The organism is Niameybacter massiliensis (assembly GCF_001282685.1).
Lineage (GTDB): Bacteria > Bacillota > Clostridia > Lachnospirales > Cellulosilyticaceae > Holtiella > Holtiella tumoricola.
In genome coordinates this window covers 16,076-42,082 of sequence record NZ_LN875035.1, presented here as the reverse complement: position 1 = coordinate 42,082, position 26,007 = coordinate 16,076, and the positions used below count along the sequence as shown (strand labels likewise).

36 protein-coding genes are annotated in these 26,007 nt (G+C 33.6%); 5 read left to right on the top strand and 31 right to left on the bottom strand.

Annotation, left to right across the window (positions count from 1 at the left end; all coding sequences use genetic code 11):
* Positions 1-11 precede the first annotated feature (11 nt).
* Complete coding sequence (locus BN2390_RS21605) at positions 12-185, bottom strand: hypothetical protein (protein WP_154668780.1); 174 nt, start codon at positions 183-185, stop codon at positions 12-14.
* A gap of 33 nt (positions 186-218) precedes the next feature.
* The gene (locus BN2390_RS05760) at positions 219-767 is read right to left on the bottom strand and encodes a hypothetical protein (protein ID WP_053983409.1); all 549 of its coding nucleotides are present in this window, start codon (positions 765-767) and stop codon (positions 219-221) included.
* A gap of 126 nt (positions 768-893) precedes the next feature.
* Between BN2390_RS05760 and BN2390_RS05755 the strand changes: the two genes are divergently transcribed.
* Entirely contained in the window at positions 894-1,127 is a 234-nt protein-coding gene (locus BN2390_RS05755; protein ID WP_053983408.1) for a hypothetical protein, read from the top strand.
* A 92-nt stretch (positions 1,128-1,219) separates the two neighbouring features.
* Here the strand turns inward: BN2390_RS05755 and BN2390_RS05750 are convergent, their stop codons facing one another.
* From BN2390_RS05750 to BN2390_RS05660, 20 genes are all read right to left on the bottom strand, one after another.
* A complete protein-coding gene (locus tag BN2390_RS05750) occupies positions 1,220-1,456 on the bottom strand; it encodes a hypothetical protein (protein ID WP_053983407.1) in 237 nt (78 codons plus the stop codon).
* 28 nt (positions 1,457-1,484) lie between these two features.
* Positions 1,485-1,970: a YopX family protein gene (locus tag BN2390_RS05745; protein ID WP_053983406.1), complete on the bottom strand. Its 486-nt coding sequence runs from the start codon at positions 1,968-1,970 to the stop codon at positions 1,485-1,487.
* A 29-nt stretch (positions 1,971-1,999) separates the two neighbouring features.
* Positions 2,000-2,281 (bottom strand): hypothetical protein, encoded by a 282-nt coding sequence (locus BN2390_RS05740; RefSeq protein WP_053983405.1) that lies wholly within the window; start codon positions 2,279-2,281, stop codon positions 2,000-2,002.
* Positions 2,271-2,657: a hypothetical protein gene (locus BN2390_RS05735; protein WP_053983404.1), complete on the bottom strand. Its 387-nt coding sequence runs from the start codon at positions 2,655-2,657 to the stop codon at positions 2,271-2,273. The genes BN2390_RS05740 and BN2390_RS05735 overlap by 11 nt, the downstream gene beginning before the upstream one ends.
* Positions 2,658-2,722: 65 nt before the next feature.
* Entirely contained in the window at positions 2,723-3,061 is a 339-nt protein-coding gene (locus tag BN2390_RS05730; protein WP_053983403.1) for a putative PDDEXK endonuclease, read from the bottom strand.
* On the bottom strand, positions 3,058-3,309 hold the full coding sequence (locus BN2390_RS05725; protein WP_053983402.1) for a hypothetical protein: 252 nt from the start codon (positions 3,307-3,309) through the stop codon (positions 3,058-3,060). Before BN2390_RS05725 ends, BN2390_RS05730 begins: the two co-directional genes overlap by 4 nt.
* Complete coding sequence (locus BN2390_RS05720) at positions 3,306-3,980, bottom strand: replicative helicase loader/inhibitor (RefSeq protein WP_053983401.1); 675 nt, start codon at positions 3,978-3,980, stop codon at positions 3,306-3,308. Before BN2390_RS05720 ends, BN2390_RS05725 begins: the two co-directional genes overlap by 4 nt.
* 2 nt (positions 3,981-3,982) lie before the next feature.
* Entirely contained in the window at positions 3,983-4,816 is an 834-nt protein-coding gene (locus tag BN2390_RS21910; RefSeq protein ID WP_053983400.1) for a Lin1244/Lin1753 domain-containing protein, read from the bottom strand.
* A gap of 15 nt (positions 4,817-4,831) precedes the next feature.
* Positions 4,832-5,503 (bottom strand): MBL fold metallo-hydrolase, encoded by a 672-nt coding sequence (locus BN2390_RS05710; RefSeq protein WP_053983399.1) that lies wholly within the window; start codon positions 5,501-5,503, stop codon positions 4,832-4,834.
* A 12-nt stretch (positions 5,504-5,515) separates the two neighbouring features.
* Positions 5,516-6,373, bottom strand: a complete 858-nt coding sequence (locus tag BN2390_RS05705) for a recombinase RecT (RefSeq protein ID WP_053983398.1) — start codon at positions 6,371-6,373, stop codon at positions 5,516-5,518.
* A 23-nt stretch (positions 6,374-6,396) separates the two neighbouring features.
* Entirely contained in the window at positions 6,397-6,624 is a 228-nt protein-coding gene (locus tag BN2390_RS05700; RefSeq protein ID WP_053983397.1) for a hypothetical protein, read from the bottom strand.
* Positions 6,621-6,785, bottom strand: coding sequence for a hypothetical protein (locus tag BN2390_RS21600; protein WP_154668779.1), 165 nt, complete (start codon positions 6,783-6,785; stop codon positions 6,621-6,623). The genes BN2390_RS05700 and BN2390_RS21600 overlap by 4 nt, the downstream gene beginning before the upstream one ends.
* Entirely contained in the window at positions 6,782-8,677 is a 1,896-nt protein-coding gene (locus BN2390_RS05695; RefSeq protein WP_053983396.1) for an AAA family ATPase, read from the bottom strand. Before BN2390_RS05695 ends, BN2390_RS21600 begins: the two co-directional genes overlap by 4 nt.
* Positions 8,678-8,736: 59 nt before the next feature.
* On the bottom strand, positions 8,737-9,162 hold the full coding sequence (locus BN2390_RS05690; protein ID WP_053983395.1) for a hypothetical protein: 426 nt from the start codon (positions 9,160-9,162) through the stop codon (positions 8,737-8,739).
* An 81-nt stretch (positions 9,163-9,243) separates the two neighbouring features.
* Positions 9,244-9,426, bottom strand: coding sequence for a hypothetical protein (locus BN2390_RS05685; RefSeq protein WP_053983394.1), 183 nt, complete (start codon positions 9,424-9,426; stop codon positions 9,244-9,246).
* Position 9,427: 1 nt separating this feature from the next.
* Positions 9,428-9,616 (bottom strand): hypothetical protein, encoded by a 189-nt coding sequence (locus tag BN2390_RS05680; protein WP_053983393.1) that lies wholly within the window; start codon positions 9,614-9,616, stop codon positions 9,428-9,430.
* Complete coding sequence (locus BN2390_RS05675; RefSeq protein WP_053983392.1) at positions 9,613-10,368, bottom strand: Rha family transcriptional regulator; 756 nt, start codon at positions 10,366-10,368, stop codon at positions 9,613-9,615. Before BN2390_RS05675 ends, BN2390_RS05680 begins: the two co-directional genes overlap by 4 nt.
* Before the next feature lie 24 nt (positions 10,369-10,392).
* The gene (locus BN2390_RS05670; protein ID WP_053983391.1) at positions 10,393-10,680 is read right to left on the bottom strand and encodes a helix-turn-helix domain-containing protein; all 288 of its coding nucleotides are present in this window, start codon (positions 10,678-10,680) and stop codon (positions 10,393-10,395) included.
* 12 nt (positions 10,681-10,692) lie between these two features.
* On the bottom strand, positions 10,693-10,890 hold the full coding sequence (locus tag BN2390_RS05665) for a helix-turn-helix domain-containing protein (RefSeq protein ID WP_242847648.1): 198 nt from the start codon (positions 10,888-10,890) through the stop codon (positions 10,693-10,695).
* Between the two features lie 53 nt (positions 10,891-10,943).
* Positions 10,944-11,186 (bottom strand): helix-turn-helix transcriptional regulator, encoded by a 243-nt coding sequence (locus tag BN2390_RS05660; protein ID WP_242847647.1) that lies wholly within the window; start codon positions 11,184-11,186, stop codon positions 10,944-10,946.
* Positions 11,187-11,372: 186 nt separating this feature from the next.
* Between BN2390_RS05660 and BN2390_RS05655 the strand changes: the two genes are divergently transcribed.
* Together BN2390_RS05655 and BN2390_RS05650 are read left to right on the top strand one after the other, a co-directional pair.
* Positions 11,373-11,744, top strand: a complete 372-nt coding sequence (locus tag BN2390_RS05655) for a helix-turn-helix domain-containing protein (protein WP_053983389.1) — start codon at positions 11,373-11,375, stop codon at positions 11,742-11,744.
* Between the two features lie 287 nt (positions 11,745-12,031).
* A complete protein-coding gene (locus BN2390_RS05650) occupies positions 12,032-13,144 on the top strand; it encodes a tyrosine-type recombinase/integrase (RefSeq protein ID WP_053983388.1) in 1,113 nt (370 codons plus the stop codon).
* 82 nt (positions 13,145-13,226) lie between these two features.
* On the opposite strand, the gene rlmD is transcribed toward BN2390_RS05650, so the two are convergent.
* Entirely contained in the window at positions 13,227-14,585 is a 1,359-nt protein-coding gene (rlmD, locus tag BN2390_RS05645) for a 23S rRNA (uracil(1939)-C(5))-methyltransferase RlmD (RefSeq protein WP_053983387.1), read from the bottom strand.
* A gap of 173 nt (positions 14,586-14,758) precedes the next feature.
* Between rlmD and BN2390_RS05640 the strand changes: the two genes are divergently transcribed.
* Positions 14,759-15,484, top strand: a complete 726-nt coding sequence (locus tag BN2390_RS05640) for a flagellar brake protein (RefSeq protein ID WP_053983386.1) — start codon at positions 14,759-14,761, stop codon at positions 15,482-15,484.
* 68 nt (positions 15,485-15,552) lie between these two features.
* Here the strand turns inward: BN2390_RS05640 and BN2390_RS05635 are convergent, their stop codons facing one another.
* From BN2390_RS05635 to yunB, 8 genes are all read right to left on the bottom strand, one after another.
* Positions 15,553-15,864 carry a hypothetical protein gene (locus BN2390_RS05635; RefSeq protein WP_053983385.1) on the bottom strand — a complete coding sequence of 104 codons (312 nt, stop codon included), beginning with the start codon at positions 15,862-15,864 and terminating at the stop codon, positions 15,553-15,555.
* 169 nt (positions 15,865-16,033) lie between these two features.
* Positions 16,034-16,294: a type II toxin-antitoxin system Phd/YefM family antitoxin gene (locus tag BN2390_RS05630; protein ID WP_053983384.1), complete on the bottom strand. Its 261-nt coding sequence runs from the start codon at positions 16,292-16,294 to the stop codon at positions 16,034-16,036.
* 370 nt (positions 16,295-16,664) lie between these two features.
* Entirely contained in the window at positions 16,665-17,399 is a 735-nt protein-coding gene (locus BN2390_RS05625) for a YebC/PmpR family DNA-binding transcriptional regulator (protein ID WP_053983383.1), read from the bottom strand.
* Between the two features lie 82 nt (positions 17,400-17,481).
* Positions 17,482-18,120 carry a YigZ family protein gene (locus BN2390_RS05620; protein WP_053983382.1) on the bottom strand — a complete coding sequence of 213 codons (639 nt, stop codon included), beginning with the start codon at positions 18,118-18,120 and terminating at the stop codon, positions 17,482-17,484.
* A 149-nt stretch (positions 18,121-18,269) separates the two neighbouring features.
* Positions 18,270-18,515: a DUF6514 family protein gene (locus BN2390_RS05615; protein WP_053983381.1), complete on the bottom strand. Its 246-nt coding sequence runs from the start codon at positions 18,513-18,515 to the stop codon at positions 18,270-18,272.
* A 196-nt stretch (positions 18,516-18,711) separates the two neighbouring features.
* The gene (gene hflX, locus BN2390_RS05610; RefSeq protein ID WP_053983380.1) at positions 18,712-19,968 is read right to left on the bottom strand and encodes a GTPase HflX; all 1,257 of its coding nucleotides are present in this window, start codon (positions 19,966-19,968) and stop codon (positions 18,712-18,714) included.
* A gap of 201 nt (positions 19,969-20,169) precedes the next feature.
* Positions 20,170-22,275: a glutamine synthetase III family protein gene (locus tag BN2390_RS05605; protein WP_053983379.1), complete on the bottom strand. Its 2,106-nt coding sequence runs from the start codon at positions 22,273-22,275 to the stop codon at positions 20,170-20,172.
* Between the two features lie 119 nt (positions 22,276-22,394).
* The gene (gene yunB / locus BN2390_RS05600; protein ID WP_053983378.1) at positions 22,395-23,162 is read right to left on the bottom strand and encodes a sporulation protein YunB; all 768 of its coding nucleotides are present in this window, start codon (positions 23,160-23,162) and stop codon (positions 22,395-22,397) included.
* Between the two features lie 235 nt (positions 23,163-23,397).
* Between yunB and BN2390_RS05595 the strand changes: the two genes are divergently transcribed.
* Complete coding sequence (locus BN2390_RS05595) at positions 23,398-26,001, top strand: transglycosylase domain-containing protein (RefSeq protein ID WP_053983377.1); 2,604 nt, start codon at positions 23,398-23,400, stop codon at positions 25,999-26,001.
* The last annotated feature ends 6 nt before the right edge of the window (positions 26,002-26,007 follow it).

The window sequence follows — 26,007 nt, the reverse complement described above, 5'->3', positions numbered from 1 at the left end:
AAAGAATTATTTTATTCGTACCAACTGGTCTTTTTACCCCTGTGCTTGCATTCTTCTTCACAATCTCTGCAAGGCTCGTTAAATCGGTTATTTCTAGCATAATTACAATACATATAGACGTTTTCTTCTGTATACGGACTTGGAATAATAGTCTTAATTGTTGACTTTGGGTTTGTTAACTTCATTATCTCACCTTCCCAAAAAATTATTTTATTAAGTTAATACCGTCTTTCTGCAACAGTATAGTATTCTTTTTCGTATTTACTGCCGATTAGTACTAAGTTATTCATTATGAAGTTATCTACTTCTGAACAATCTGTAGTTTCTTTATAAATAAACGCTTGATGTTTTTTCCATAAGTCTTGATGATATCCCTCTAAAATAACCTTAATTGCATCATAATGTTGTGTAAAATTACAAGGTGAAAATTTTCGTGTGATTTTGTCATAAATACCACTTCCACTATACCCAGAACAAATATGCTTCCCTAATTGTTCTATATACTTATCAGATTCCCATATCATTTTCCACATCTGTTCTGCATCTTCAAGCCCATTCTCAAACAATGTAGTCTTACCATCGTTCATGTCCGACCATCTTTCTAATAGGTTTTCTATTTCTGAATCTGTTAGCATATCTAACACATCATAAGATGCGAATTTTTTGCTCTTGTCAGTAATTGTTTCTTCTTGTTTTTCAATAAAAATACTCAATACTGTTCTAACTGTAAATATCAAATCATAAGAAAAATGTACGACTTGTTTCACGATATCACTCCTTATTCAATTTAATAAAACTTAGATTCTACTTGTTTGCATTTATTGCATACTCTGGATTACAATATACTTAACAACTTTTAGTTGCTAAATTCTAAGAGAAAGGAGTATGATAAAATGCAACAATTTTACAATATAACCACAGTAGCTGAAGCATATTCTTGTGAAGAGGCTAATAAATATCTAGCTATAAAATGGACGCTTATTAATACAATTAGCATATCTAGTAGTAACTCCTCTCAAGATGTTATTTGCTACATACTAGGCTGGGACGGTTCCAACGGAGAAGCTAAGTATCCTACAGTTAATCCATCACAAAAACAGAAAGTTGATATAGGTTCCTTAGCCTAATTATTTATTAAAACTAGATTTCATACCTTATTATTGAGGTAATATATCAACTTTTGCTGAATATTACCTCAATTCTCCTTCAAAAGTTACTTTTACCAACTTATTTTAAACATCGTCCCATCCCGTTGGTCTGATTGTCTTTGCACTCTATATCCTAAATTCTCTAGCTCTGCTATTACTGGTGGATTTAACCACTCATAGCAATAACACCACATAGAACCATTTTTAACTGCTTGCTTGATATTTCTATAAGCTGCTTCTAACTGTTGCTTTTCTCGTTCTGATTTACCACCTATAGTTAATGCTCTTGCTTCTTCTGCACTAAACACTTTGCACCTACCTTCTAAAAATTTACTTTTATTCTTCCAGCAACTCTGGGTTTTCGTGTATGTTGCCTATTACTTCAACCATGTACAAATAGTTTTCTATGCAACATAGGTTCCAGTAGATCTCCCACAATGAAATAAAGTTATCATTCATGCAACCTTCAAACTCATTTCCACAACATTCATCATCCTTATCCATAGCCTCTTGTATTTTGTCATAATCTACGCAATCATCTATTGCAATTCCAAACGCTCCACATTCAAAAACAATAGTTCCAACTTGGCCATTAAGTTTAACAATGTCACCTTCATATATAAGCTTCTCATTCTTATCTCTAATACCTGTACTTTTACAAACTATATGTTCATTTGCTACACAACATATAAGCTCTTGGCTAAATCCTGATGCTTCAAACAACCATAGCACACCATTGCCTTGTAACAAGAAATGGCGGTTAATATCTTCTTTTTCAAAACGTTCTTCTTTAACGTTCCATACTCTAAACTGTTTACTCATCTTCTTCACCCTCTAAAAAATTGATTTGTTTAAAGCTTACTTGAATCTTCTAAGCCTACTCGTTTTGCTAGTTCGTCTGCTAGACCTTCTAAGTCATTTAATGTACAAAAACCACCTGTGATACAATCAGCTTGATTTTCAACTAGATTTTGAAATCTCTGCAACCTTTTAGGCCCAAATCCGAATTCATCATGTAGCACTACCAGTGCCATAGCTGTTACCGCTTTACATGCTGTCATGCCAAACGCCTGTCTATCTGCTTGTATCTGCCTTTGCATACCTTTTAGCATCATATTTGCTCTATTTGCCATAACGCACCTCTATATATTCAAATCTTAACTTTTTTACCCTCATATACCCATTTCGCTTGTCCATAGCATCTCTCAGATATCTTACTGATACAAAATTGTCCAATGCCGCTTCTTCAAGGTTGTTATATATTTCAATTTCTTCACCAGTATAATAGTCTAGCTGTTTTACTTTGCATTGAGTTCTTGGTATATAATCTTCAGCGTACTGAAATCGTAGCTTTAAATTGTTCATGCGCCCATTATTTTTAGTAATTGATGTCCATATGTTCATAGTTGAAATATTGTGAAAGTCCGCTGCTTGGGATAAACTATCAAAACATCTAATAAATTCACCCGATGCATAATCTAGTTCATTAAGTTTTCTAGGTATTCCCACCACTACATCTCCTTATTTAAATCGAAGCTGTAGTTCTCCGAACTCGTCTACAACTTCGATTTATTCTACTTTTTTTCACTACATGTAACTTGATTAAGTTTCTTATACATCTGGATCCAATCAGCAATGCTCATTGTTACCAGCCATTTTTCTCTGTCTTTTCTATGCATAACAACTGGTATCTCATTTTCTTTACTATCATTTTCAGCCTGTGTTAATGCATTATATATATTGAGTTTTTCAACACGTTTACACTCGATATGTATTCCTGGTAATCCAACTACATCGGCATCACCATTGGATCCACAATACTGCTGACCTCTTCTAGTATTAAATCCATGCTCCTTTAACAAATTGGAGAGTTCACGTTCTCCTCTAGCACCTTTAGCTCTACTATTTTTCAACCAAACACCTTCTTCCAAAATGTCTTTTTAGGCTGACCTTTAAGTTCATTTTCTAGCTGTTTCTTATATCCCATTAAATCGTAAGAGTAATTTTTTTCAACTTCTAATGCACATTTCAATCCTTCATTTTCTTTATGAAGCTGTTCATTTTCTGTATACAATTGACGTATTGCTTTTGCTTGATTTTTAAGCCTTTGTTTACTACTTAAGCCTTTGTATGTATTAATCTTCTTCATTCGTTTATTCAAGATAATTCCCCCTTATTTAAGTTTTGCTGAGCCTTAGCATATGCCTCACGTAAAATGCCACATTGCTTTATGTTGTAATCTATCTTACTGTCATCAGTAACTGGTCCATATGTAATCTGTTTTACTGAATTAGTATTTTCTAATTTAAGCATCTCTTCTTGTTCTTTTAATCCAAGTCTAATGTTATCAATTTGATTACCTAGTTTAGGACCTAATGACAACTCTTTGGTTAAACGTTTATTCACAGCATCCATTGCTCTTGTAAATTGTCCTCTAAGTACATCCGGTTTCTCTGCTTGACTTATGGCTCTGATACCACCAATCCACTTAACAGCCTCTTGTACTTGTCTAGGCAATTCATTCATAGCTGCATCAGTGGAATAAATCCCACCATGTTTATTAATAGCTTGTACCACCATTCCCCATGCCTGTTCTGCATCTACTAAGTCTGGAAGTAATAGTTCTGTATATGCTGCTCTAATTTCTGCTATACTTGGTGCCCATTTAGATGTTTTGGTAAGCTGTTGTGCTGCTATAAAAGCTTTTTCAAATTCAAGATCTATCAGACATGCTATCCAATACTTACTTTCTTTGCTGTTTAACTCTAGCTTAAAGTTTGGATAACAAGCCTTAAGCATAACAAGTATGTCATCACATTGCTCTTTGGTCATTGTCATTCCCCCTCCAAGAACCTCTTCATTGCATCTGTAGAAGGTTCTTTTTCGTCGTGTGTATTTGTATGTCTTTTAGCTTTAAACTCTTCCTGTGCTATTAAATAGCGCTCTAAAGTGTATATCTTTTCTTCAAGACATCGGTTAATGATTCTTTGAACATATTTAAGATTTCTTGCACCATTAAGTGCAGCTTCTTCTAGTGCCTTTTTAATAAGGTTTATTTCAATTCCTTCTTCAAGATATATAACCAATGTATCTACTTCTAATGGGTTGGCCAATCTTCCAAAGGCATTCTCTATAGTTTTGGATATTAAGGCAGCAGACTCACTTACTACTTTACTTTCCTTTTCTTTACTTTCTATTTTCTTTACTTTACTTTGGGGATTAATGTCAGCATTATGATGGGTTTTACATACAATAACTAGGTTTTTGTATGCATTAACCTCTATTTCTTCTAAAAGTAGGTATTCTTTATACATTTCACAAGATGTTCTTTTATCAATAGCTAGTAAAAATCTCTTCTGAATACCCTTAGAAGTTAGTACTTGATACTCTTCAAAAATGCTTTTATTCATCAATCCCCACTTAGTAAATGTCATTATGCATGCATTAACTCGATTAATGTCTACATTAACCCTTTTACTAAATTGTAATTGTTCTTTTTCTGTCCACTCTATGTAATATCCAGACTTATATATCTTTTGTAGAAGCTTGATGTATATAGCAAAACCTTCAAGACCATACTCAGCTTCTATAAGTTCAATTTCATCATCAATACCTGCATTACAATCCAAAGGAAAGTAATCTAATCCAGTTTTCTTTGGTCTTGCCAATTGATTCACCCCTTTCTAAAAGGGGCATAGGCTTAAATCAATTTCTAGCCCCTTTTCAGCTATGTATGTTGGTTTATTGGTTAACTCATGTATTTCTCTTTTGAACTGCTCTGCGTGGCTATTTGAGTCACTCAGATGCAATAGAACGATATTCCTAGTCTTACTTAAGTTATTCGCTTGAAAAAAGTATTTACAAGTCTCCAGACTCATATGATCACGAACTATACGGTCTGCCAGCACTGGGTTAAAACCATTGTCTACACGTTCATCTAGTATCTCTTTTGAGTAGTTACACTCTATAAGCCAATGATTTATGTTTGGAAACTTAAACTCTATATATCCTGTATCTGTAGCAAATACCAAATTGCCCATTTCTTTATGATGTATCTTAAATCCTTTGCATGGTACATCATGATGATTATCAAAACTCTTAACTTCAAATCCGCCAAACATATACCAAATCATAGAATTCATGAAGGTTGATATCCCATGAAGTATATAATCATCCATATATTTAGCATGGTCCTTATGTTCATGACTTACCAAGCATCCTACTATCTTCCTGTGGTCTACATGCCTTATGAGTTCTTTGAACGGTACCCCAGCTTCAATCACTAGGGCCTCCGTTTCAGATTCTAAGATGTAGCTATTACCAGTAGAGCCACTTGCTAAAACTTTAAGCTTCATCTTCACTCCTCCTTAAATAGGACATTCTATTTGTTCTTGAGCTACTGTAACTGATTGTGAAAGTGGTTCTTGCTGATCTTCAACAAATGGTACATCTACAAACTCCTTGCTTGCTGTCATTTCCTTTTGTTTTACTTGTGGTGTAGGTGTAGATTCTTCATCTGCACCTTGATATGTATCAACTAAATCTCCATCATCACTGGAGTTAATAAGCATCTTACATACTCTTGTGATAATTGTTTTCTTGCACATTTCATCTGTAAAGTTTTTATGCGCTCCTGAGTTTCCTTTAGCATATCCTTGATTCCAGCTATTCTTAATTTGTTGGTAACTCATATAAACTAAGTCACCCCTAGTTCCATCTTTGAAAATAGGAATAGCAAATGCTCCTGTGATTTTTTCTAAGTTCACATTTAATGGATTAGGTTTGTATGTCTTAAGTTGCATGGTGAGATCATCAAGATTAAATTCCATTTCAAATTCATCACCTTCATAAATTACAAACGCCTTTACCTCTTCAAGACCTGAAACTCTTTTAGCAATAGCCAGCTTGCCGAAGTATGAAGTCATAAGTTGAAGCTTTCCTCCGAATGCTACAAAGTAGCATTGTTTTTTGCTTGGCTCTAGTCCCATCTTAACCATGTCTAAAAGAGAGTTGGCAATACTTTCTTTGGTACAACTTTCAAGCACTGGTTTCTTCGCATTATCTACTGTTTCAGCTAAAATTAATGCAGCACTTTGAAGTGCATTTCCTGCTACATAGTTTTGTGGTAATACTAATGACTTGTTCTCTTGAAGCTTGTTTACCTTTGCTAATACACTATCTGTAATTTCCTTTTGTGGTTTTACTGCTACTTGGTTATCTGACATTATTTATTCCTCCTTGGTTTTAATTAATTTAATGGCATTTGAAATACTTCATCATCTTTTGTTTTGCTTTGAATAAAGTTTGCTATAATAGCCATAACTTCTTTTGCTCTTTCCTTTGTACCGTAATCACCTAGATGTACATAATCTTTTCCATAGTTATTTACTATTCTTCCACTCTCCCAAGCCTTTACTGTCTTGCATAATGTTAATGTTGTTCCATCTTGACTCCTAATCCAAATACCTTTCATCATTTAGTTCCCTCACTTTTCTTTTTGAATTTACATGTCCAACAATCATTACAAGTTGCACATTTTTTCTCTTTTCCATAATAGCTGCACATAGCACATGCTTTTGAACCATTGCATAAATGATTTTCTTTATCCCAGTTACCGCATGTATCACGCTTCATCATTCAAATCTCAACTCCGTATCTTCCTCACTTACAATAAGATTGATTACTTGGCTTTGAGTTGATGGAATATGTGTTATAGATTCTCTGTTATCAATAAATATAGGAGCATTAATTCCATAGTGCTCACTTAAAACATTTATAATCTCCATACCTGCCTGTACCTTAGCGGCATCATTAGCTCCACTAAATGGAACGCCTTTAATAAGAGACTCACAGCACTCAACTAGACAACCATTAATTTGTTGATCAAATAGTTTAAAGCTTACGTTTTTAAACTTGCTATTGATATTAGCTTCTAGCATCTCTACTTTAGTCTTTGTAAAGTCCTCTATCATGATTTCTACTTGTTCTGCGTCTGCAAGCTTGCATTGTAAATCCTTAAGATTCTCTTGAAGTTCGTTTATTCTTTCAAGTATTTTAGTATTTGAATCATGCTTAGCTACTCTCAATTTGATATTTTGAATATTAATATCTTCCATTTTGATAGCTTGCTTAATTGAATCATTATCAACACTTGCAAATACTTGTACTTCTTTTTTTAGAACATCAATTTGAGCATCTATTTCTGATGTATTGCATGGTGTAGCATCTATTGGTTGTGCAAGTATCTTTTCAACCTCTTTAATATTTGATTTAATACTTACTAATTCACCTGCAATATCTTCGAATCTAGCTTTTAATTTATCTATGTTTTGCTGTGTGTATGATAAATCTTCCTTTATCATATTGGCTGCATTAAGCACACTTTCTTGTCTTTTAGCTTTTTCATCTATATATTTACTTTTAAGCTTTTCAACTTCTTCACCAGGTAGGTCCTGACCACAAGTAGGGCAAATAGCTTTATGTTCGTCAAAAGTTTCTGATGCTATTTGCATCCATTCGTTACGTTTATCTACTACTTTTGAATTGAGGATGATTTCATCCTGTTTCAAAGTATCAATTTTCTTGACAATACTATCCTGTTCATTTGTAAGATTAGATAGGTCACGTTTTAAGGCTTCTAATCTGTCCTTAGTTTGGTTGTATTCTGCATATGTAGATTTATTGTGCTCTCTTATAATTTCTTCTCTTGTTCGTTCTAGGTTGAGTATTTGCTGTTGTTTTGTTCGTATATCATTAAACTGTGCATCAGTTGCTTCTAACTGCTTTTCTAACTCTGCTTTACATGATTCCTTTTCTGCAATTCTAGCTTGTAGAATTTCTAAAGGTTCAAGTCCTTCTTCTAAGCTTCTATTTAATTCATCAATTCTTGGAGGAATGTTATCAATGTCCATCTTAAGCTTCTTTTTAGTAGCTAATAACGACTTTTTGTATTCTTCTGCACTTTTACCTGATAATGTTTCTTGAAGTTTCTCATAACCATCTACCTGGTTATCAGCAATGTTCCCGCACACTTCAAATAAGAATTTTCTTTTATCTTGCCACTTCATTGATTCAAAAGTTAAAGGATTAGTTAAAAGCTTAAATGTCTTTTCATTGATAATCTCATTAACGTACTCTTGGTACTCACTCTTTTTACAAGGAACTCCATCTACATAGTAGATAGTCTCATGACCACTAAATTCCTGTTCTGCTTGTCCACGTTTCTTAACCCATTTTTCTCTAAATAACTTACCTAATGTGAATGTCTTTCCATTCAATTCAAATTCTCCTATAACTTCTGTATCAAGAAAATGAATAGGATCATTATTTTCTGTAAGTGGTTTAATCTCAAAGTCCTTATGATCTTGGCTATCCTTGTCATATAATAACCAACAGAAAGAATCCCATATTGTTGTTTTCCCTACACCATTTGCTCCATAAACCTTAGTCTCTGTATTATCTAAAAAGATTTTTTTCTCTTTAATTCCTTTAAAATTCTTCATCTCAAGTACTTTTAATAAAAGTTTCATATTCTAATTCTCCCTCTAATGGTATATAATCTAACTGATAAATTTTTATTTATCCGCACCTATTTGCTTTGGTCGGTGATAGGTGCTTTTTTATTGCGTTCTTTTAACATTTGTTCTAACTTTTGAATTATAATATCAATATCAGCATTGTCTTGTAGTTGATCTATAGCCTTATTGGATACCGCTCCTACTTGCTTTGCTTCATGTATAATTCTTTCTGTAATAAAACCTATTACCTTAAGACGTTCTACAAATTCTACATTTGGAGCATCTAGTTTAACCATATTCCAATACTTATCTAAGTTATCTAGAAGTTCTATAACCTCTTCTAATGTCTCTTCAATTTCTTCCTTTAAAATTGAGTAAGCATCTGCCCAATCCACAAACGGCCTACGGTTATCTATAATTCGTGCTGTTTCATCTTGAATAAGATTTTTAACCTTTTGATCTATGTACATTTCATATTCTGCTTCATTAAGTACCATCATTTCCTCCTGAGTAATCTAATGAAAATAAGTATAAGTACTACCTCTAAAACAATTACTTGCCATACTTGTTCTAACATATTAAATACCAAGCTTACTTTTTACATCTTTTCTGAGCATACTTGCTGTAGCTACTCCTAGTGGGTATTTAAGTTCAAATTGTTCTTTACCTTTTGGAATTACCGTTGCTACAACAACTTTATTTCCATCTTCAATCACGTGGTCTATTTTGGCTTCTACACATTCAAATAATTTAATATTCATCTTAATCCTCCTCTTCAATTTTCCATTCATGCTTACTTAACTTACTTAGAGAAAATCCAAAAATACCAAGTATAACTATGGATGATACTAAAAACTGTGTCATGGTCATGCTGCCACTATCTAATCCTCCTGGAAGGCCAGTCAATGCTACGAAAGATACAATTGCTAATGTTCCCCATACCTTTTTCATTCAGCTACCTCCATAGAGTTTGCTCCTCTAATCATTAGGGCTAAATCTCTACTTGGTACCCACTCATTTACAAACTTTAATGCTAAATGGAAATCTTTTTTCGGTGTATCTAAGTAACTTGCAACATTTAAAGCATTGTAGTATGCATTCCAAAATTCGCTGTATGCTTTATGGCTTAGTTCCTTATATGCAGGTGTACATTTACCACCAAGTGCTTTTACTATTACTTCATTTACAAATTTCTTAAGTTGCTTCTGTTGTGATCTAGTAATATGTATGTTATCTTCTAATTCTGTTACTTTATGTTCAATTTGTTGTAGCTTCTTATCTTGCATAATTATTGCTTGTAGTTCAGAAGAGATACCTTCAAGTGGATTGTTTTGCTTAAGCTGTTGCTCCATACGATTAAATGCTTCTATGTACTTAAGTTTCCATTGAAGTGCTTCTTTCCCAGTAAATCCCATAGCTAATAATGTGAAGCCATCACGAGTTAATAGGTACTCTCTGTAATACTGCTTATTCTGTTCATGTTGATATTGTGACTCTACAAATAGGTCAGCCCAATTTTCGGCTACCCCACTTTCAAGTATATTTTCTATACTATCCAGTACGTGCTTGTGTAGTTTACCGAACCTATCAGATACTACTCGACTACTCACTACTACTTGTCCATTTTCTGTTTGTAGATGAAGATTCTCATCCACTGACACTGTTATGGTTGAACTCACTTGGGATTTATTTTGAAATTCCATTTCTATTCCTCCTGTTTTCTTTTGTTAAACTTTGAACTCACAACCTTTTCCTTTAAAGTTGCTTATATCAACAGCTGATACTTTTTTAGTCTTGCTCTTTATGTAGTGGTCCAAGTCTGTTTTAAGAAACTTGTAACCACCTAAGTCAGCATGAGGTATTTTATCTAAATTTTTATAAAGCCAGTCTTTACTAACTCTTAGATACTCCGCAGCCTCTTTAGTATTAAATACCTTTTCGGACTCAACTCTCTGTATATGTTTTTCAACCTCTATTTTTATGATGCTTTTAAAAAGTTCTTCCAAATCACTCATTGATCCTCCATATTAGCTCCAATATTTTGAGTTAATCAATTCATTTGGTGTAGTCTCAAGTGCCAAGCATAAAGAACATACAATTTTTACACCCGGGTTTTTATAATCACCATTTTCTAACTCAGTAATATAGCTTGGGCTAACTTTAGCTAATTTCGCTAGTTCAGATTTAGTTATATTCTTTGATTCTCTAATTTCTGTAAGATTCAATACCATATCTCACCTACTTGTAATTTATTTAGTTACATTTGTAACTATTTTAGTTACGATGTTTGCAAAAAAAATTCTTCTACTTTTTTATTAAATAATACACATAATTTAATAGCCTCTAACAAAGTAAATTCATTTCTACCATTTTCTTTATTTACATATGCTGCTTTAGATATTTGCAAGTAATTTGCCATATCGTCTTGATTGTATCCAATTCTTGTACGTAAAGATTTAATTTCTAAAGCTAATTCTTCATTTGACTTAAAAATGACCATTTCAAGCTTGTTTGTAATCATTTTGTTCACCTCCCGTTATTACAATATCACCATTTTAGTTACTTAGTCAATATAATTTTATAAAAAAAGTAATTTTTTTTACAATATAATCATATAATTGTAGATTAAAATGTTAAAAGTATATAATATAACGTTGTAAATATTATGTTTAATGGATATAATAAAAACATGAAAGAGGTGCTAAAAATGATAGGAGAAAGAATAAGAAAAGAAAGGCTACAGCGTGGTTGGTCTCAAGAAAATTTAGCCGATAAACTTGGAATGACAAAAAATGCAGTTTCTAGCTATGAAACTGAAAAAACTGAACCCAATATTGAGATACTCAAAAGATTATCTAATATATTTGATTGCACTATAGATTATTTAACTGGTGTATCTGATGATAAGGACTCAGTTGTATATGCTGGAGTTAGAAATGGTGATACTATAAAAGTACATATACATAAAAATTATCCTCATAATCTTACACCTGAAGAAGTAGAATCATTATTAGATAATTTAGTAGATGCAGGATTTAATATTGAAAAGTTAATAGAAAAAGCAAAGAGTAATCAATGAGATTACTCTTATTTTTTTGCATTATTTCGGTATACCGAAATAAGTAAACATAAATGGTATTTTGTACTATAATTTTATTATATTGTTTTACAATATTATAATTATATGTTAATATAATAGAACATATGTTCTATATTTTAAAAGAGGGGGAACTTTCATGTATACATTTATAACGCTTGTATCCGTTAATCAAAACATAATTTATAAAAATGAATGTATAAAAGAAAATAGTTTGGGTAAAATTTTTAACGAAACACATCTACTCGACCCAAATGGAGGTAAAAAACATGGCAATAGAGAAAAGGAGCAACGATACTTGGAGATTTACAATCAATCATAAAGGCCAACGTTATCGTATGAATTTTAATGGGACTGAACGAGAAGCAAAAAGAGCTCATGATGCTTTTAAGGTAGACGTTACCAGGGGAAATGTGGGAAACAACGAAAATATGAAGTTTTATGAATTGGCAAATACCGTATATAACGAGTATTGCAAAAAACATATAAAAGCTTCTACACAAAGAATCTATCAAACTAATTATAATATACACTTACTACCTTACTTTGGAGATAAAAAGCTGTCTGCTATTACTCCTATTATGATTCAAAAGTTTATGAACGAAAAAGCAGCTAAATATAAATTCAATACCGTTAGTAGTATATCTAGTACTTTATCTAGTACTTTTCAATTTGCTGTTGATTGGAAAATAATAAAAGAAAGCCCTTATCAAAACATAAAATTGCCTAAGAGAGATCAAAAATCTAGCGAATTAATGAGTTTAGATAATATTAGGCAGTTGCTTGAAATTTACAGAAACGATTCTAATTTAATGCATAAATCAGCTTTTTATCTTGCTATTGGTTGTGGGATGCGTAACAGCGAAATTAGAGCTCTTACATTAGATGATATAGACTTTTCTAATAATCTGATAAACATTAATAAACAGCTTGGACAGGATAGAGATAGTGAAGGCAATATCCTTGATGATGTGGTTATTACTACTAAGACAAATGGAAGCACTAGAAAAGTATATGCTCCTGGATTTGTTATGGATGCACTGCATCAATATATAGATTCTCTTATATATATACCTGACAGTAAACAGATATTTATAAATACATCTAATGGTAAACCTATAACTAAACATTGTCTATCAAAGAGATTTAAAGCAGTTATGCTTGGTAATAATATGGATCCCATACGCTTTCATGACTTAAGGCATTTACAAGCTACGTTATTGATGTATTCTGGGGTAAATGTTCAGTCTATATCACAAAGACTTGGGCATAGTAATACCGATACTACGTTAAAGGTGTATACTCATAATCTAAACGAAAAAGATAAAGAGGTTGCAAATGTATTAGATACAACAATAAGCAATATAAAAAGGGTGGATTAATATCCACCCTACTTTTGTTTTAAAATAAAAAGTTACCCATTTTTTACCCATCGAAGCTTTTTAAAATCCTACAACCATTGAATTACTTAACCAAATAAGCAATTGTTTCAACATGGTGTGTATGTGGGAACATATCTACACAGCATACTTTTTGTACTTTATAACCTGCTTCTTCAAATACAGGTAAGTCACGTGCTAAACTTGTTGGCTTACAAGAGATATAAAGTAACTCTTTTGCATCAAATCCAATAATTTTATCAATTGCTTTTGGATGAATACCTTCTCTTGGTGGATCAAGCACAATAAGCTCTGGCTTAACATGAAGATTCCCTACTTCTTTAAGTACATCACCCGCTACAAAGTTACAGTTTGTAAGTCTATTAAGTTTTGCATTTTGTTTTGCTTTTTCTACTGCTTCTTCTACAATTTCAATACCGTATACTTCCTTAGCACGTGTAGCCATAATTTGCGCAATTGTACCTGTTCCAGAGTAAAGGTCAAATACTACTTTGTTTGCAATATCTTCAGGCATATCTAAAGCTGTTTTATAAAGCTTTTCCGCCCCTTTAGTATTTGTTTGGAAGAATGAGAATGGAGAAATATTAAAGTTTAACCCTAAAATATTCTCTGTAAAGTAGTCTTGTCCATATACAAGTTTTACACCTTCTGGTTTTACGGCATCTGCTAGCGTATCAGATGTTGTATGAAGGATACCTGCAATCTTGCCTTTTGTACCCATTTCTACTAAATAATTCGCAAGTTGTGTAAAGTCAAACTCACGCTGTGTTGTCGTTACAATGTTGATGAGTAACTCACCTGTTGTTTCTGAACGACGTACAATGAGGTAACGGAGGTAACCTTCATGTATTTTCTTTTTGTAGAATGGAAGTCCCATAGATTGTACATAACGTAATACAAAACGTAAAATCATACTAAAATCTTCATGTACGATTTGGCAACCATCTACTGTAATGATATCAAATGTACTATTTTTACGGTGCATACCAAGGCACATTGGACCGTCTTTACATGCATCTCCAAATGAGAATTCCATTTTATTACGATATGCCCACTCCATTGGACTTGCTAAAATCCCCATATCCTCAAAATCCGTTACACCTGCACCTTTTAATAAATCCATTACTAAACCATGTTTATGCTCAAGTTGAGATTCATAAGGTACTTGTTGCATTGCACACCCACCACATGTACCAAAGTACTCACATTTTGGTTGAATGAAGTGCTCTGGTTGTTCATGCCAAGCAACAGCTTTTCCAAGCCATTCGCCTTTACGTTTCTTTTGAAGACGTACACTTACCTTTTGTCCTGGAAAGGTATCCGGCACACATACTGGAACATTTTCTTCTATATACATAAATCCTTTATTAGGGAATTTAACTTTTTCAATTATACCGTCTACGATTTCATTCTTTTTAGCCATAAGAACTCCTTTAATATATGTAAATTTTAGATATAAGCCTTATTTATTGTTACATATTGACACTTGTTTTTCAAGTAGTTTTAAGTAAGTCTAGTTAATATATTGAAATTTAGACTACTTATCAAGTATAATAAATTGTAGACTTTAGATTATTCAATACGGGGGGAACGCAAGTGATATTAGATCCAAAAGCCCAGTTAGAGATTGCAAATAGTGTCTCTCAATATCATGATATTATTTTAAAAGACATCAATTCTATTGTACGTCTTGTCGATTCAGAAGGAAAAGTATATACTTCTGCTCTTTCAAAATGGGAAAAAAACGACATTATTTTTGCCGCACCGATAGAACGATGTGACTTTGTTATTTTCCCTTTACCTATTGATTTAGAAATATGTTTTATTACAAAGCAAACTGTTTTTGTAGCAAATATTCATGTTACAACACGTCAGCCTGTAAATGGTAAATTACTGTATAAAGGTTATTTAACCTGCCCCCTTGTAAAAAAACAACAACGCGCACATTACCGACTAACTACACTTTTCCACGTAAAGTATCATCTTATACTACGAGAAGACCAACGTGTAGACAATGAACAACTTTTAAATTTAAATGAAGGTACTACTGTGAACATTAGTGCAGGAGGCATGTGCCTACTTACTAAGTATCAGCTTCAATCAAAAGATTGTGTTGAAATCATCTTCCAATTCTTAGATCATGAATTTAATATTCAAGGAGAAGTCTTAGAACAAGGCGAAAGAAATACAACAGGCAATTACACACATCGTATACGCTTTATCAACTTAGATGCACGCAAAGAAAACTTACTTTCTAAGTTGATTTTTGAGAAGCAACGTTTACTTGTAAAATCCAATAACCAACCACTTTTTAAGAAGTAAGGCGTATTTTACGTTTTGCTTCTTTTTTGTATATAAAAACTCCTAAAATAAAACATCATCTATATGCTTTATTTTAGGAGTTCTTCTATCATTTCCATAATCTCATATTCTAATACTGAATTAAACCCATCCTCATAAAGCTGCTGGAAATGATTTTTGAGTTCATGTAGTTTAAGAAAATAGTTCCATTCCCATTCACCCTCTTTATAGGTTCTAAGAAGTTCTTGCTTTTCTTGTCTTGCACGCTCTAGTGTAATATTCCCTTTTTCATATTGTTGATATAGACTACGTGCACCAATGTAATAACATTGCTTATAAGCTGGAAGGCCCATAGGTAAAGGGGCATTTTCTTTTGCTAATTTATCAAGTTCTTTATCCATGACTGTACTCCTCTATACTTTAAACTCTTCATACTTAAGGGTAACAGATACGCTTTCAAATTACAAGTCTGTTCCATAGGCATAGAATGCAATAGTCTATAACCAAAAATCAAAACCCCCTATTTTCAGTGGATCATACTGAAAATAGGGGGTTATAAAATTAGTCTACTCAAAATGTTTTTCTCCTTAAACTTGAAAGACAAGCTTTCGCATTTAAACGCTTGATGTCATCCTTATAACTTTTATCGGAAACAGATAAAATAGCATCTATCTGATTACCTTCTAATAACTGTGCATAAGTTTTGATACTCATGACAACTAAATCTCCATATCCCTTTGTTGTCAAAACGATAGGTTCTTTTTTCTCATGGCACATTTCAAAAATCTCATTTGGCTGTTGTAAATCTTCAATAGGCCTTACTGTTGGCATTTCTTCACCTCCTTTGTTCATTCATTATAACAGAATTAAACAATAATAACAATCTAAATATTATATTATTTTGTATATAAATAACAATTTATAAGAATTAATTTTCTGTTTAATAGACCTTCGTTATAAATATAAAACAAAATGACCAATAGACATTCTTTTAGATTGTATATTTTAAACAATAAATGTCTTTTTATGTCATGTGCAAATCAATTAGTCCTATATAGTTAAGTCACTTTTATAATTTATAGTAATCCTTCAAACATAAGTATTTAATGTTGAGTTATTTATTAGAGGCTCTTTTAATAAAAAATCACCTTTTTATAACATTCATTCATGCTATAAAAAGGTGATTCTGCTAATCTATAACTTATTCTTCTTCATAGTTATGGTACACCTCTTGAACATCATCATCATCTTCAAGAAGTCCCATCATTTTATCCCAAGCTTTAAGGTCAGCTTCATTTGTAATTGTAGCTGATGTTTGTGGAACCATTGTAATTTCTGCTTGTGCCATTTCGATACCTGCGGCTTCAATTGCAGCATATACATCTGAGAATACTTCTGGATCTGTTGTGATAGAGAAGCCTTCTTCTTCTGATTCGAAGTCTTCTGCACCAGCTTCAATTGCAAGCATCATAAGCTCGTCCTCATCCATGTCTGTCGCTTCTCTTTCAATTACGATTTGACCCTTTTTGTCGAACATGAATGCTACACAGCCTGATGTACCCATATTACCATTTCCTTTAGAGAAAGCAGCACGTACGTTTGCAGCTGTACGGTTTTTGTTATCTGTAAGTGTTTCAACGATAACAGCAACACCATTTGGACCATAACCTTCATATGTCATGTGTTCATAAGTAACAGAACCATCTTCACCAGCAGCTTTTTTGATACTTCTTTGAATCGTATCATTAGGCATGTTATTTGATTTTGCTTTTGCAATAACGTCACGTAATTTACGGTTAATGCTAGGATCTGATCCGCCACCTTCTTTTACCGCTACAGCAATTTCACGACCAATTTTTGTAAAGATTTTTCCTTTTGCAGCATCATTTTTGCCCTTTTTATGTTTAATATTGGCAAACTTTGAATGTCCTGACATATATTATAAGCCTCCTTAAATTTATACACTTACGTACATAAACAATTTTCTTCCTTATTGTAACATATTTTGTAGGGTTGTATCAACACTTAACACTTCTTTGAATAAGGTCATAATCACCTTTTTCAATAGAGATTTCAGCATTTGTCTTTTCTATAAGCCATTCAGTAAAGGCTTCTTCTTCACCCATTTCTACTTCTACTATAAAACGTACAACATCGGTGTATTGTGTTTCACGAATAACATACGCTTTGTCATTTAAAAGATATTGTACTTTCCCTGAAAGAGGGTAGGTCATTTCTAACGTAAAAAGGCATACACGCATTTTCTCAACAAGACCTGCTGCTAAGATACCTTCTTTTGCACCTTTACCATAAGCACGTACAAGCCCACCTGTACCTAGTAAAGTACCACCAAAGTAACGTGTCACAACGATTAATGTATTTTTAATCTGATGCCCTTTTAAAACATCTAGAATAGGTTTTCCAGCAGTGCCACCTGGTTCTCCATCATCACTAAAACGTTGAATTTCATCACGCTCACCTATTTGATAAGCAAAGCAGTTGTGTGTCGCATCCCAATACTTTTTACGAAGCTTTGCCAAAATAGCATCTGCCTCTTCTTGAGATTCTACAGGAAATACGGATGCAATAAAACGTGATTTTTTTTCTACGATTTCTGCATACCCTTCCCCTTCTATTGTGATATAACGCTCTAACATAGTCACCACCTGTCTTAATTTTGCTCATTTTATCATAGCATATACCTATTAAAAGGTAAATTATTAACACTAAAATAAGAGTAAAGCATTTCATCAAAAGATGGCTCTACTCTTACTCTTTGTGATTCCCGTATTTATTGTTAAACATTTTATTGAATATAGTCGTCGAGGATTTCGGTCATAGATGTAAGTGTTACACTACCTTGCTGTAACATTTTAGCAACTTCAAGGGCTTCTTCTTGTTCTTCCGTAAAGTATTCATAATCGCACAGAATGCCTCTTTCTGTTGCTTCTTCTAAACCAATCCCGTAAAAATTCTCTCTCTGAATAACAAAATACTGAATCTGAAGCGTATTTTCAACAGCTTCCCCAACATAAACTTTGTTAAATAACATCTAATAATCCCCCTTGATTTTCATCTATTTTTATTATAGAAGATTATAGAATTTTTTAAAAGCAAAAGATATCGCAATAAATATCTGTTTACGCTATAAATCGTCAAACAATTTAAAATAACGTTTCAAGATATCCTAATACTGGAAATTATATTCTGAAAATTCATTTATGTTGTCGAAGATTGCAAAAAACTTTTTAGTCTACGATATAATCTTTTATTCGATAGAATAAATCTGAATGCATATAACCTGATAAAAGTACACCTTCATTTAAATACTCTTCTTCTAATCTTTCCCCTTGTGCATGGCAGAATGCTACTAAATCTGATTGAGCATAAGGTATTAGAATTTTGAACGCTTTCATCTTCTCATAAAGCATTTCTTCTAGAATATTTAATAAACCTTCTAAATTTTTCTTTTCACGTGCTGAGATTTCAACATGCTGCATTGACTGTTCATCTTTTAAATAATGCTCATTCACTTTATCGATTTTATTATAGACTGTAATGATAGGAATATCTGTAATGCCTAATGATTTAAGTGTTTCATGCACTACTTCATAATGAGTTGCTAAATGCTCTGAACTTGCATCCACAACATGTAAAATAATATCTGCATACTTTGCTTCTTCTAATGTAGAATAGAATGCTTTGACTAAATGATGAGGTAATTTACGAATAAATCCTACGGTATCTGTTAAAAGGATTTCACTTCCACTTGGGAGTGCTACTGCACGTGTTGTTGGATCAAGCGTTGCAAAGAGTTGGTCAGCTGCGTAGATATCACTATCTGCTAATGTATTGAGTAAAGTAGACTTTCCTGCATTGGTATAACCTACAATAGCTACAACAGGTGTACTATTTTTTTGTCTACGACTACGTAGTAGCTGACGATGCTTTTCAAATTGATCAATCTCAGCTTGTAAAAGCTCCATACGTGTACGAATATGACGTTTATCTAACTCTAGTTTCTTTTCTCCAGGTCCACGTGTCCCAATACCACCACCTTGTTTTGAAAGCATGGCACCAAATCCTGTTAAACGAGAGTTCTGGTATTTAAGCTGTGCCATTTCTACTTGAAGTTTACCTTCTTTTGAACGTGCACGTTGTGCAAAAATATCTAAGATAACAAGCGTACGATCCATGACTTTAATGCCTAATGCTTCACTTAAATTACGCATTTGTACAGGAGAAAGTTCATCATCAGAAATAACACCTGTAACATCATGAAGGACAGCCATTTCACGGATCTCTTCTACTTTTCCACTTCCAATATAAAGTCCTGGATTAATGCTATCTACACGTTGTAGTACTTTGGCAACGACTTCTCCTCCAGCTGTATTTACTAATTCTTCTAATTCATCGAGACTTTCCCATGCAGCCTCTTCTTGTAAATTTTTCTTTTGAGCGGCAAAAAGAATGACACGCTCTTGTACTTTTTTTAATTCTTCCATAGTATTCCTTTCTGATAGATGCCAATTGGCATAATGCTTTCATTATTATACCAAAATTTCATCTAAGCTATAAGGTTTTTGCCTAATTCTTTTTATTTATCTGTGTGTATAGTGTTTATTTCTGTCTTATCCCACTCGTGATACTTATTTTTTCAAAAAAAGAGCCACTGCGATGCAGTGACTCTTTTTCTACGTATTATATTATACTCTAAATAAAAGTTCGCTGTAAGTTGGAATTGGCCAGATTTTTTCATCTACAATTGTTTCAAGAGCATCTGCTACTTCACGTAAAGCTTCCATTTCTGGAAGAACCTTTTCACGGAATGCTTTTGCTTTTTCTAACCCATCACAAATTTGAATTGTACTTGTATGTGCTTCTTCTAAGGCATCAATAGACTTTTTAAGACCATTGAAGAGGCGATTAAGTTCCTCAAGTAATTCACTTTGTGGATCAATATTAAATTGACCAAGACTTGTCATAATACTTACATTTTGAGCAACTTGTGTCATATAATTAAGCACTGCTGGCATAATTTGTGTTTTAGCCATGTTAAGCATTGTACGTGCTTCAATATTAAGTGTTTTGTAATACTCTTCAACCATGATTTCATAACGTGAATGAAGTTCTACCTCTGTAAATACTTTATTTCTACCAAAAAGATCTATTGATTTTTCAGAAATCAATGCTGGAAGTACATCTACAGTTGAAGTGAAGTTTGGAAGGTTACGACGTGTTGCCTCTTCTACCCATTCTTCTGAGTAACCATTTCCATTAAATAAAATACGTCCATGGTCTCTTAATGTATGGCGTACAATATGTTTAATGGTTCTTTGGATATCTTCGCTTTTTTCAAGCTCCTCAGCAAATTTGTTTAATGTATCTGCAACAATGGTATTGATAATCACGTTAGCTTCTGATACACAGCCTGATGAAGGGAACATTCTAAACTCAAATTTATTTCCTGTGAAAGCAAATGGAGAAGTACGGTTACGGTCTGCTACTTCTTTTTTAAGTTTAGGAAGGGTTGCAACACCCATTTCCATCACTTCTTTTGTAAAGCTATCACCATCTTCTCCACGTGCTACGTGATAAAGCATTTCTGTAAGACTTTCACCTAAGAAAATAGAAATAATTGCTGGTGGTGCTTCATTCCCACCTAAACGATGGTCGTTGCCTGCTGTTGCTGCAGAAAGTCTTAAAAGATCTGCATGTTTATCAACAGACTCGATAATTGCACTTAAGAAAACAAGAAACTCTAAATTATCTTTAGGTTGTTTTCCAGGTGAGAATAAAACTTTACCTGTATCCGTTACAAGTGACCAGTTATCATGTTTACCTGAACCATTTACACCTTTAAATGGTTTTTCATGAAGTAAACAAGCAAGGTCATGGCGATTTGCTACTTTTTGTAATGTTTCCATAACTAATTGATTTTGATCAGATGCAACATTTGAAGTAGCAAAAATAGGGGCAAGCTCATGTTGAGCTGGAGCTACTTCGTTATGTTTTGTTTTAGAAGGCACACCTAATTTCCAAAGTTCAATATCGATTTCACGCATGAATTTACCGATTTTTTCTTTAATGCTTCCGAAGTAATGATCTTCCATTTCTTGGCCTTTTGGAGGCATTGCACCAAAAAGTGTACGTCCTGTAAAGATTAAGTCTCTACGTTGTTGATATTGACGTTTGTCAACTAAGAAATATTCCTGTTCTGCACCAACTGTTGAGATGACCTTATTGCTCTTATGATCACCTAACGCACGTAATACTCGTAAAGAGGCTTGCTCGATAACTTGCATTGAGCGTAAAAGAGGCGCCTTTTTGTCTAATGCTTCACCTGTATGAGAATAGAATACAGTTGGAATACAAAGGGCTACTCCACTAATATCTTCTTTTAAGAAAGCTGGTGAAGTACAATCCCATACTGTATATCCTCTTGCTTCAAAAGTTTGTCTAAGTCCACCTGATGGGAATGAAGATCCGTCTGCTTCACCTTTTATAAGTTCTTTTCCTGAGAACTCCATAATCACACGACCGTCTGATGTTGGAGATAAGAAAGAATCATGTTTTTCAGCTGTACGTCCATTCATTGGTTGGAACCAATGAGTAAAGTGTGTTGCACCATGTTCGATGGCCCAATCTTTCATTGCATTTGCTACCACGTCTGCAATACTTGGGTCAAGCTCTAGTCCTTCATCAATTGTTTTATGTAGCTGTTTATAAGTAGACTTTGGGAGTCGCTCACGCATCACCTTGTCGTCAAATACATTTTTACCAAATAACTCAGATAACTTGATGTTTTCCATTTTTTTGCCCCTTTGTCGTAAGATTAGTATAATTTAATATATCATTTCTAGTATCTAATAACAACTCATGAAAATAGAGAAATTTATAGAAGGGTTAAAAAATCACTTGTGCATTATGTCTAAGGTTCGGCATAAATGTCGAATTGTTCCGAAACCTCACCTGGAGCAACGTCCAGTACATTGCTAGGGAGTACATTAACATAGCTTGGGGGTACTTTACCAGATACCATTTTATCAATAAGTACAATACGCCTTGAAATATGTACTTGGTCTGAGAATAAAGGTACAACAACTTGTACGGTTGTATCAACATCTAACCACACAGTATGATTTACCTGATTAATTCCTGTAGACCGAATCTGATTATCATAGTCAACTTTAACTGTTCCTATAGGAAGAACTTGAATACTAAGTTCAGGTCCTAAATTGGCAAAAATACGACTGCCTGTCAAATTACCTAGAGGAACTTTAAATGAAATCGTTCCTATTGTTGCAAGCTTCTCTGCTACCTTATCTACAATGTCAGCACACAATGTATTAATAAGGATAGAATTTACATTCCAAGAAACCAGTTCACCTGCATCATTATAGTCATAACTGATTAAGTCTTCCTCTGTTACTTGAGAGCTTTCAAGAGAGAGATTGACCGCCTCATTAATTGCTTTTGTCGAAATAGTAGTAGCTTCTTTCTCTGCCATAGCAATAACAGTTGGCATAACTTCTCGATCTAATTGAATATAAATTACGGCAAATATGGCAATAATTAAAAGAAGTGCAAAGGCACCTTTAATATTATGACTCTGATTACTTTTAACATAAGGCGATGAATAAGCATAATGTTTCGGTTTAGGGGTGGGTCTATAGCGATATTTATAATTTCTAAACATAGCTTGCCTCCATTTAATACTTTATTTTATTAATATATTCGACTAAGGGGAATTCCATGACAAACAATAAAACATAACTCAAATAATGAATCAAATATTAAAGTTTTATTACTATTCATTAGTAAGACTTTCCTATTCTAATATTTCAGCTTATACTGATACAGAGTATACCTTGTATTTTATTTTGCCCAAATTCACCAGATTTGTTATAATACCCTAGTGAGGAGGATGATAGATGAATTATTCTAAAGATTCACGTTCAAAAAAAATCGACGAGACTAATAAAAATACAAAAAAGAAAAAGACTAAAAAAGCAAAAGTCACGGCATTTCGTGTCGTTGTCATAGCCCTTGTCATCGGAGTGTTTGCTGTATTCGGTGCAGGACTTGGGATCTTCATGGGCATTATCAAAAGTGCGCCAGATGTATCCACTATCAACATTAAACCAACCACAGATTTTACTTCTTTTGTCTATGACCAAAATGGTGTAGAAATTGATAGATTATCCGGTGGAGAAAATCGTATTTATGCAAAAATGGAGCAAATCCCGCAAAATCTTCAAGATGCTGTCGTTGCGATTGAAGATGCAAGGTTCTATGAACATAACGGGATTGATATCCGTGGTATTATGCGTGCGATTGTAGTCAATTTAAAAGCTGGTGATATTGTTGAAGGGGCAAGTACAATTACGCAACAAGTTATCAAAAACAATGCTTTAACAAGTGAACAAACTTTTGTTCGTAAAATCCAAGAGCAATATTTAGCACTTCAAATAGATGCCCTTTATGATAAAGAGCTTATCTTAGAGTACTACCTTAATACAATGCCACTTGGTCATGGTACTAACGGTGTACAAGCTGCTGCAAATCGTTACTTTGGAAAAGATGTATCCGAACTTTCACTTGCCGAATGTGCCGTTATTGCAGGGATTACTCAAGCCCCAACACGATACAGTCCAATACGTAATCCAGAAAACAACTGGGATAAAGCAAAGCTTATTTTATCTTACATGCAAGAACAAGGTTATATTACTGAAGAAGAAAGACAAGCTGCACTTCTAGAAGATCCATATAAAAATATTCAAGAAGTTAACCAAAAATACGAGAAAGATTCTTCTCATAGCTATTTTGTAGATGCTGTAATTGAACAAGTTATTGATGATTTAGTGGAACAAGGTATGACACCAACTCAAGCTAATAACTTACTCTTTGGTGGTGGTGTTGAAATTTATACTACACTCGACCAAGATATTCAACGTATTGTAGATAATAAAATGGCTGATGATAGTCTCTTCCCAAGCTATAAAGAGTATGTCATTAACTATAGTGCAACAATTGTTAAACCTGATGGTGAAGAAATCCATCGCGGTGCAGAAGGCGTTATAAAGTCTAAAGACGAAGAAGAAATTTTCAAAAAGGCTAAACAGGAAGAATGGGGTGTTGAAGAAGGTGATAAACTTGTCAACGAAGCCGTTCAATTCATTCCTCAAGCACAAGCTGCCTTCGTTATTTCAGATCCATATAATGGTCATGTAAAAGCTCTTTCAGGTGGACGTGGTATGAAATACGGTGATCGTACATTTAACCGTGCGACACAAGCAAAACGTCAACCAGGTTCATGTTTTAAAGTACTTGCTGCTTATGCTCCAGCATTAGATTTAGGTCTTCTTTCACCTGGATCAGTACTTGTAGATGAGCCTTATACTATTAACAAATACTCACCTAAAAACTGGCGTAGTTATTACAAAGGCCCTACAACCATTCGTGAAGCTATTTGGGATTCTATGAACGTTTTAGCAGTTAAAACCATTGATATGGTAGGTATTGATACAGCTTATAATTATTTATTAAACTTTGGATTTACAACCTTATCAGATACTGATAAAGTGTATTCGCTTCCACTGGGTGGTTTAACAGACGGTGTGACACCTCTTGAACTCAATGCAGCTTATGCTGCTATTGCTAATCAAGGAACCTATACTGAACCACTTCTTTATACACAAGTTCTTGATCGTAATAAAGAAGTTATTTTAGATAATACCGTTCCAAAGACACATACTGTAATCAAACCTTCTACTGCTTCTATGCTTACAGACATGATGGAAGACGTTGTTAAAATTGGTACAGGTACAAAAGCTGCTAATGGTATGGGTGGTATGCCTGTATCTGGTAAAACAGGTACAACTTCAGATAATAAAGACTTTTTATTTGCTGGTTATACACCTTATTATACTGCAACAGTATGGATGGGCTATGATAGACCACAAGAATTTACAGCCAATGGCGCACATCTTAACCTTTGGTCAAGTATTATGTCAGAAGTTCATAAAGATCTTCCTAATAAAGATTTTGAACTTGTTACAACAGGTTATACTAAAATGTCTATTTGTTCAGCTTCTGGTAAGATTCCTACAGAACTTTGTTCTTCCGCTAGTGATAACAAAATTGTGTCTGATTACTTCCAAAAGAATCAAGCACCATCTGAGTACTGTGACGTTCATGTCCATGAACAAATATGTAGTGTCTCAGGTAAAATTGCTACAGAGTTCTGTCCACAAGATAGTATTGTAACAAAAGTAGTTAATCGTCATGGTGAAGTAAGTAAAGATCAATTATGTGATGTGCATACACAGCATACAGAAATTGAAACACCAGATGATCCACAACTTCCTGAATGGGGTGAATGGCCTTGGGGTGGTGGCGAAGATACCCAACCACCTACAGAAGGTGAAACAATACCTCCTACTACACCAGACCAACCAGTACCTCCTACTACACCAGGAGAACCTGTTACACCAAATCCAGATGATGAAAGTGGATTCTTCATTCCACAAGGTTAATAAAAA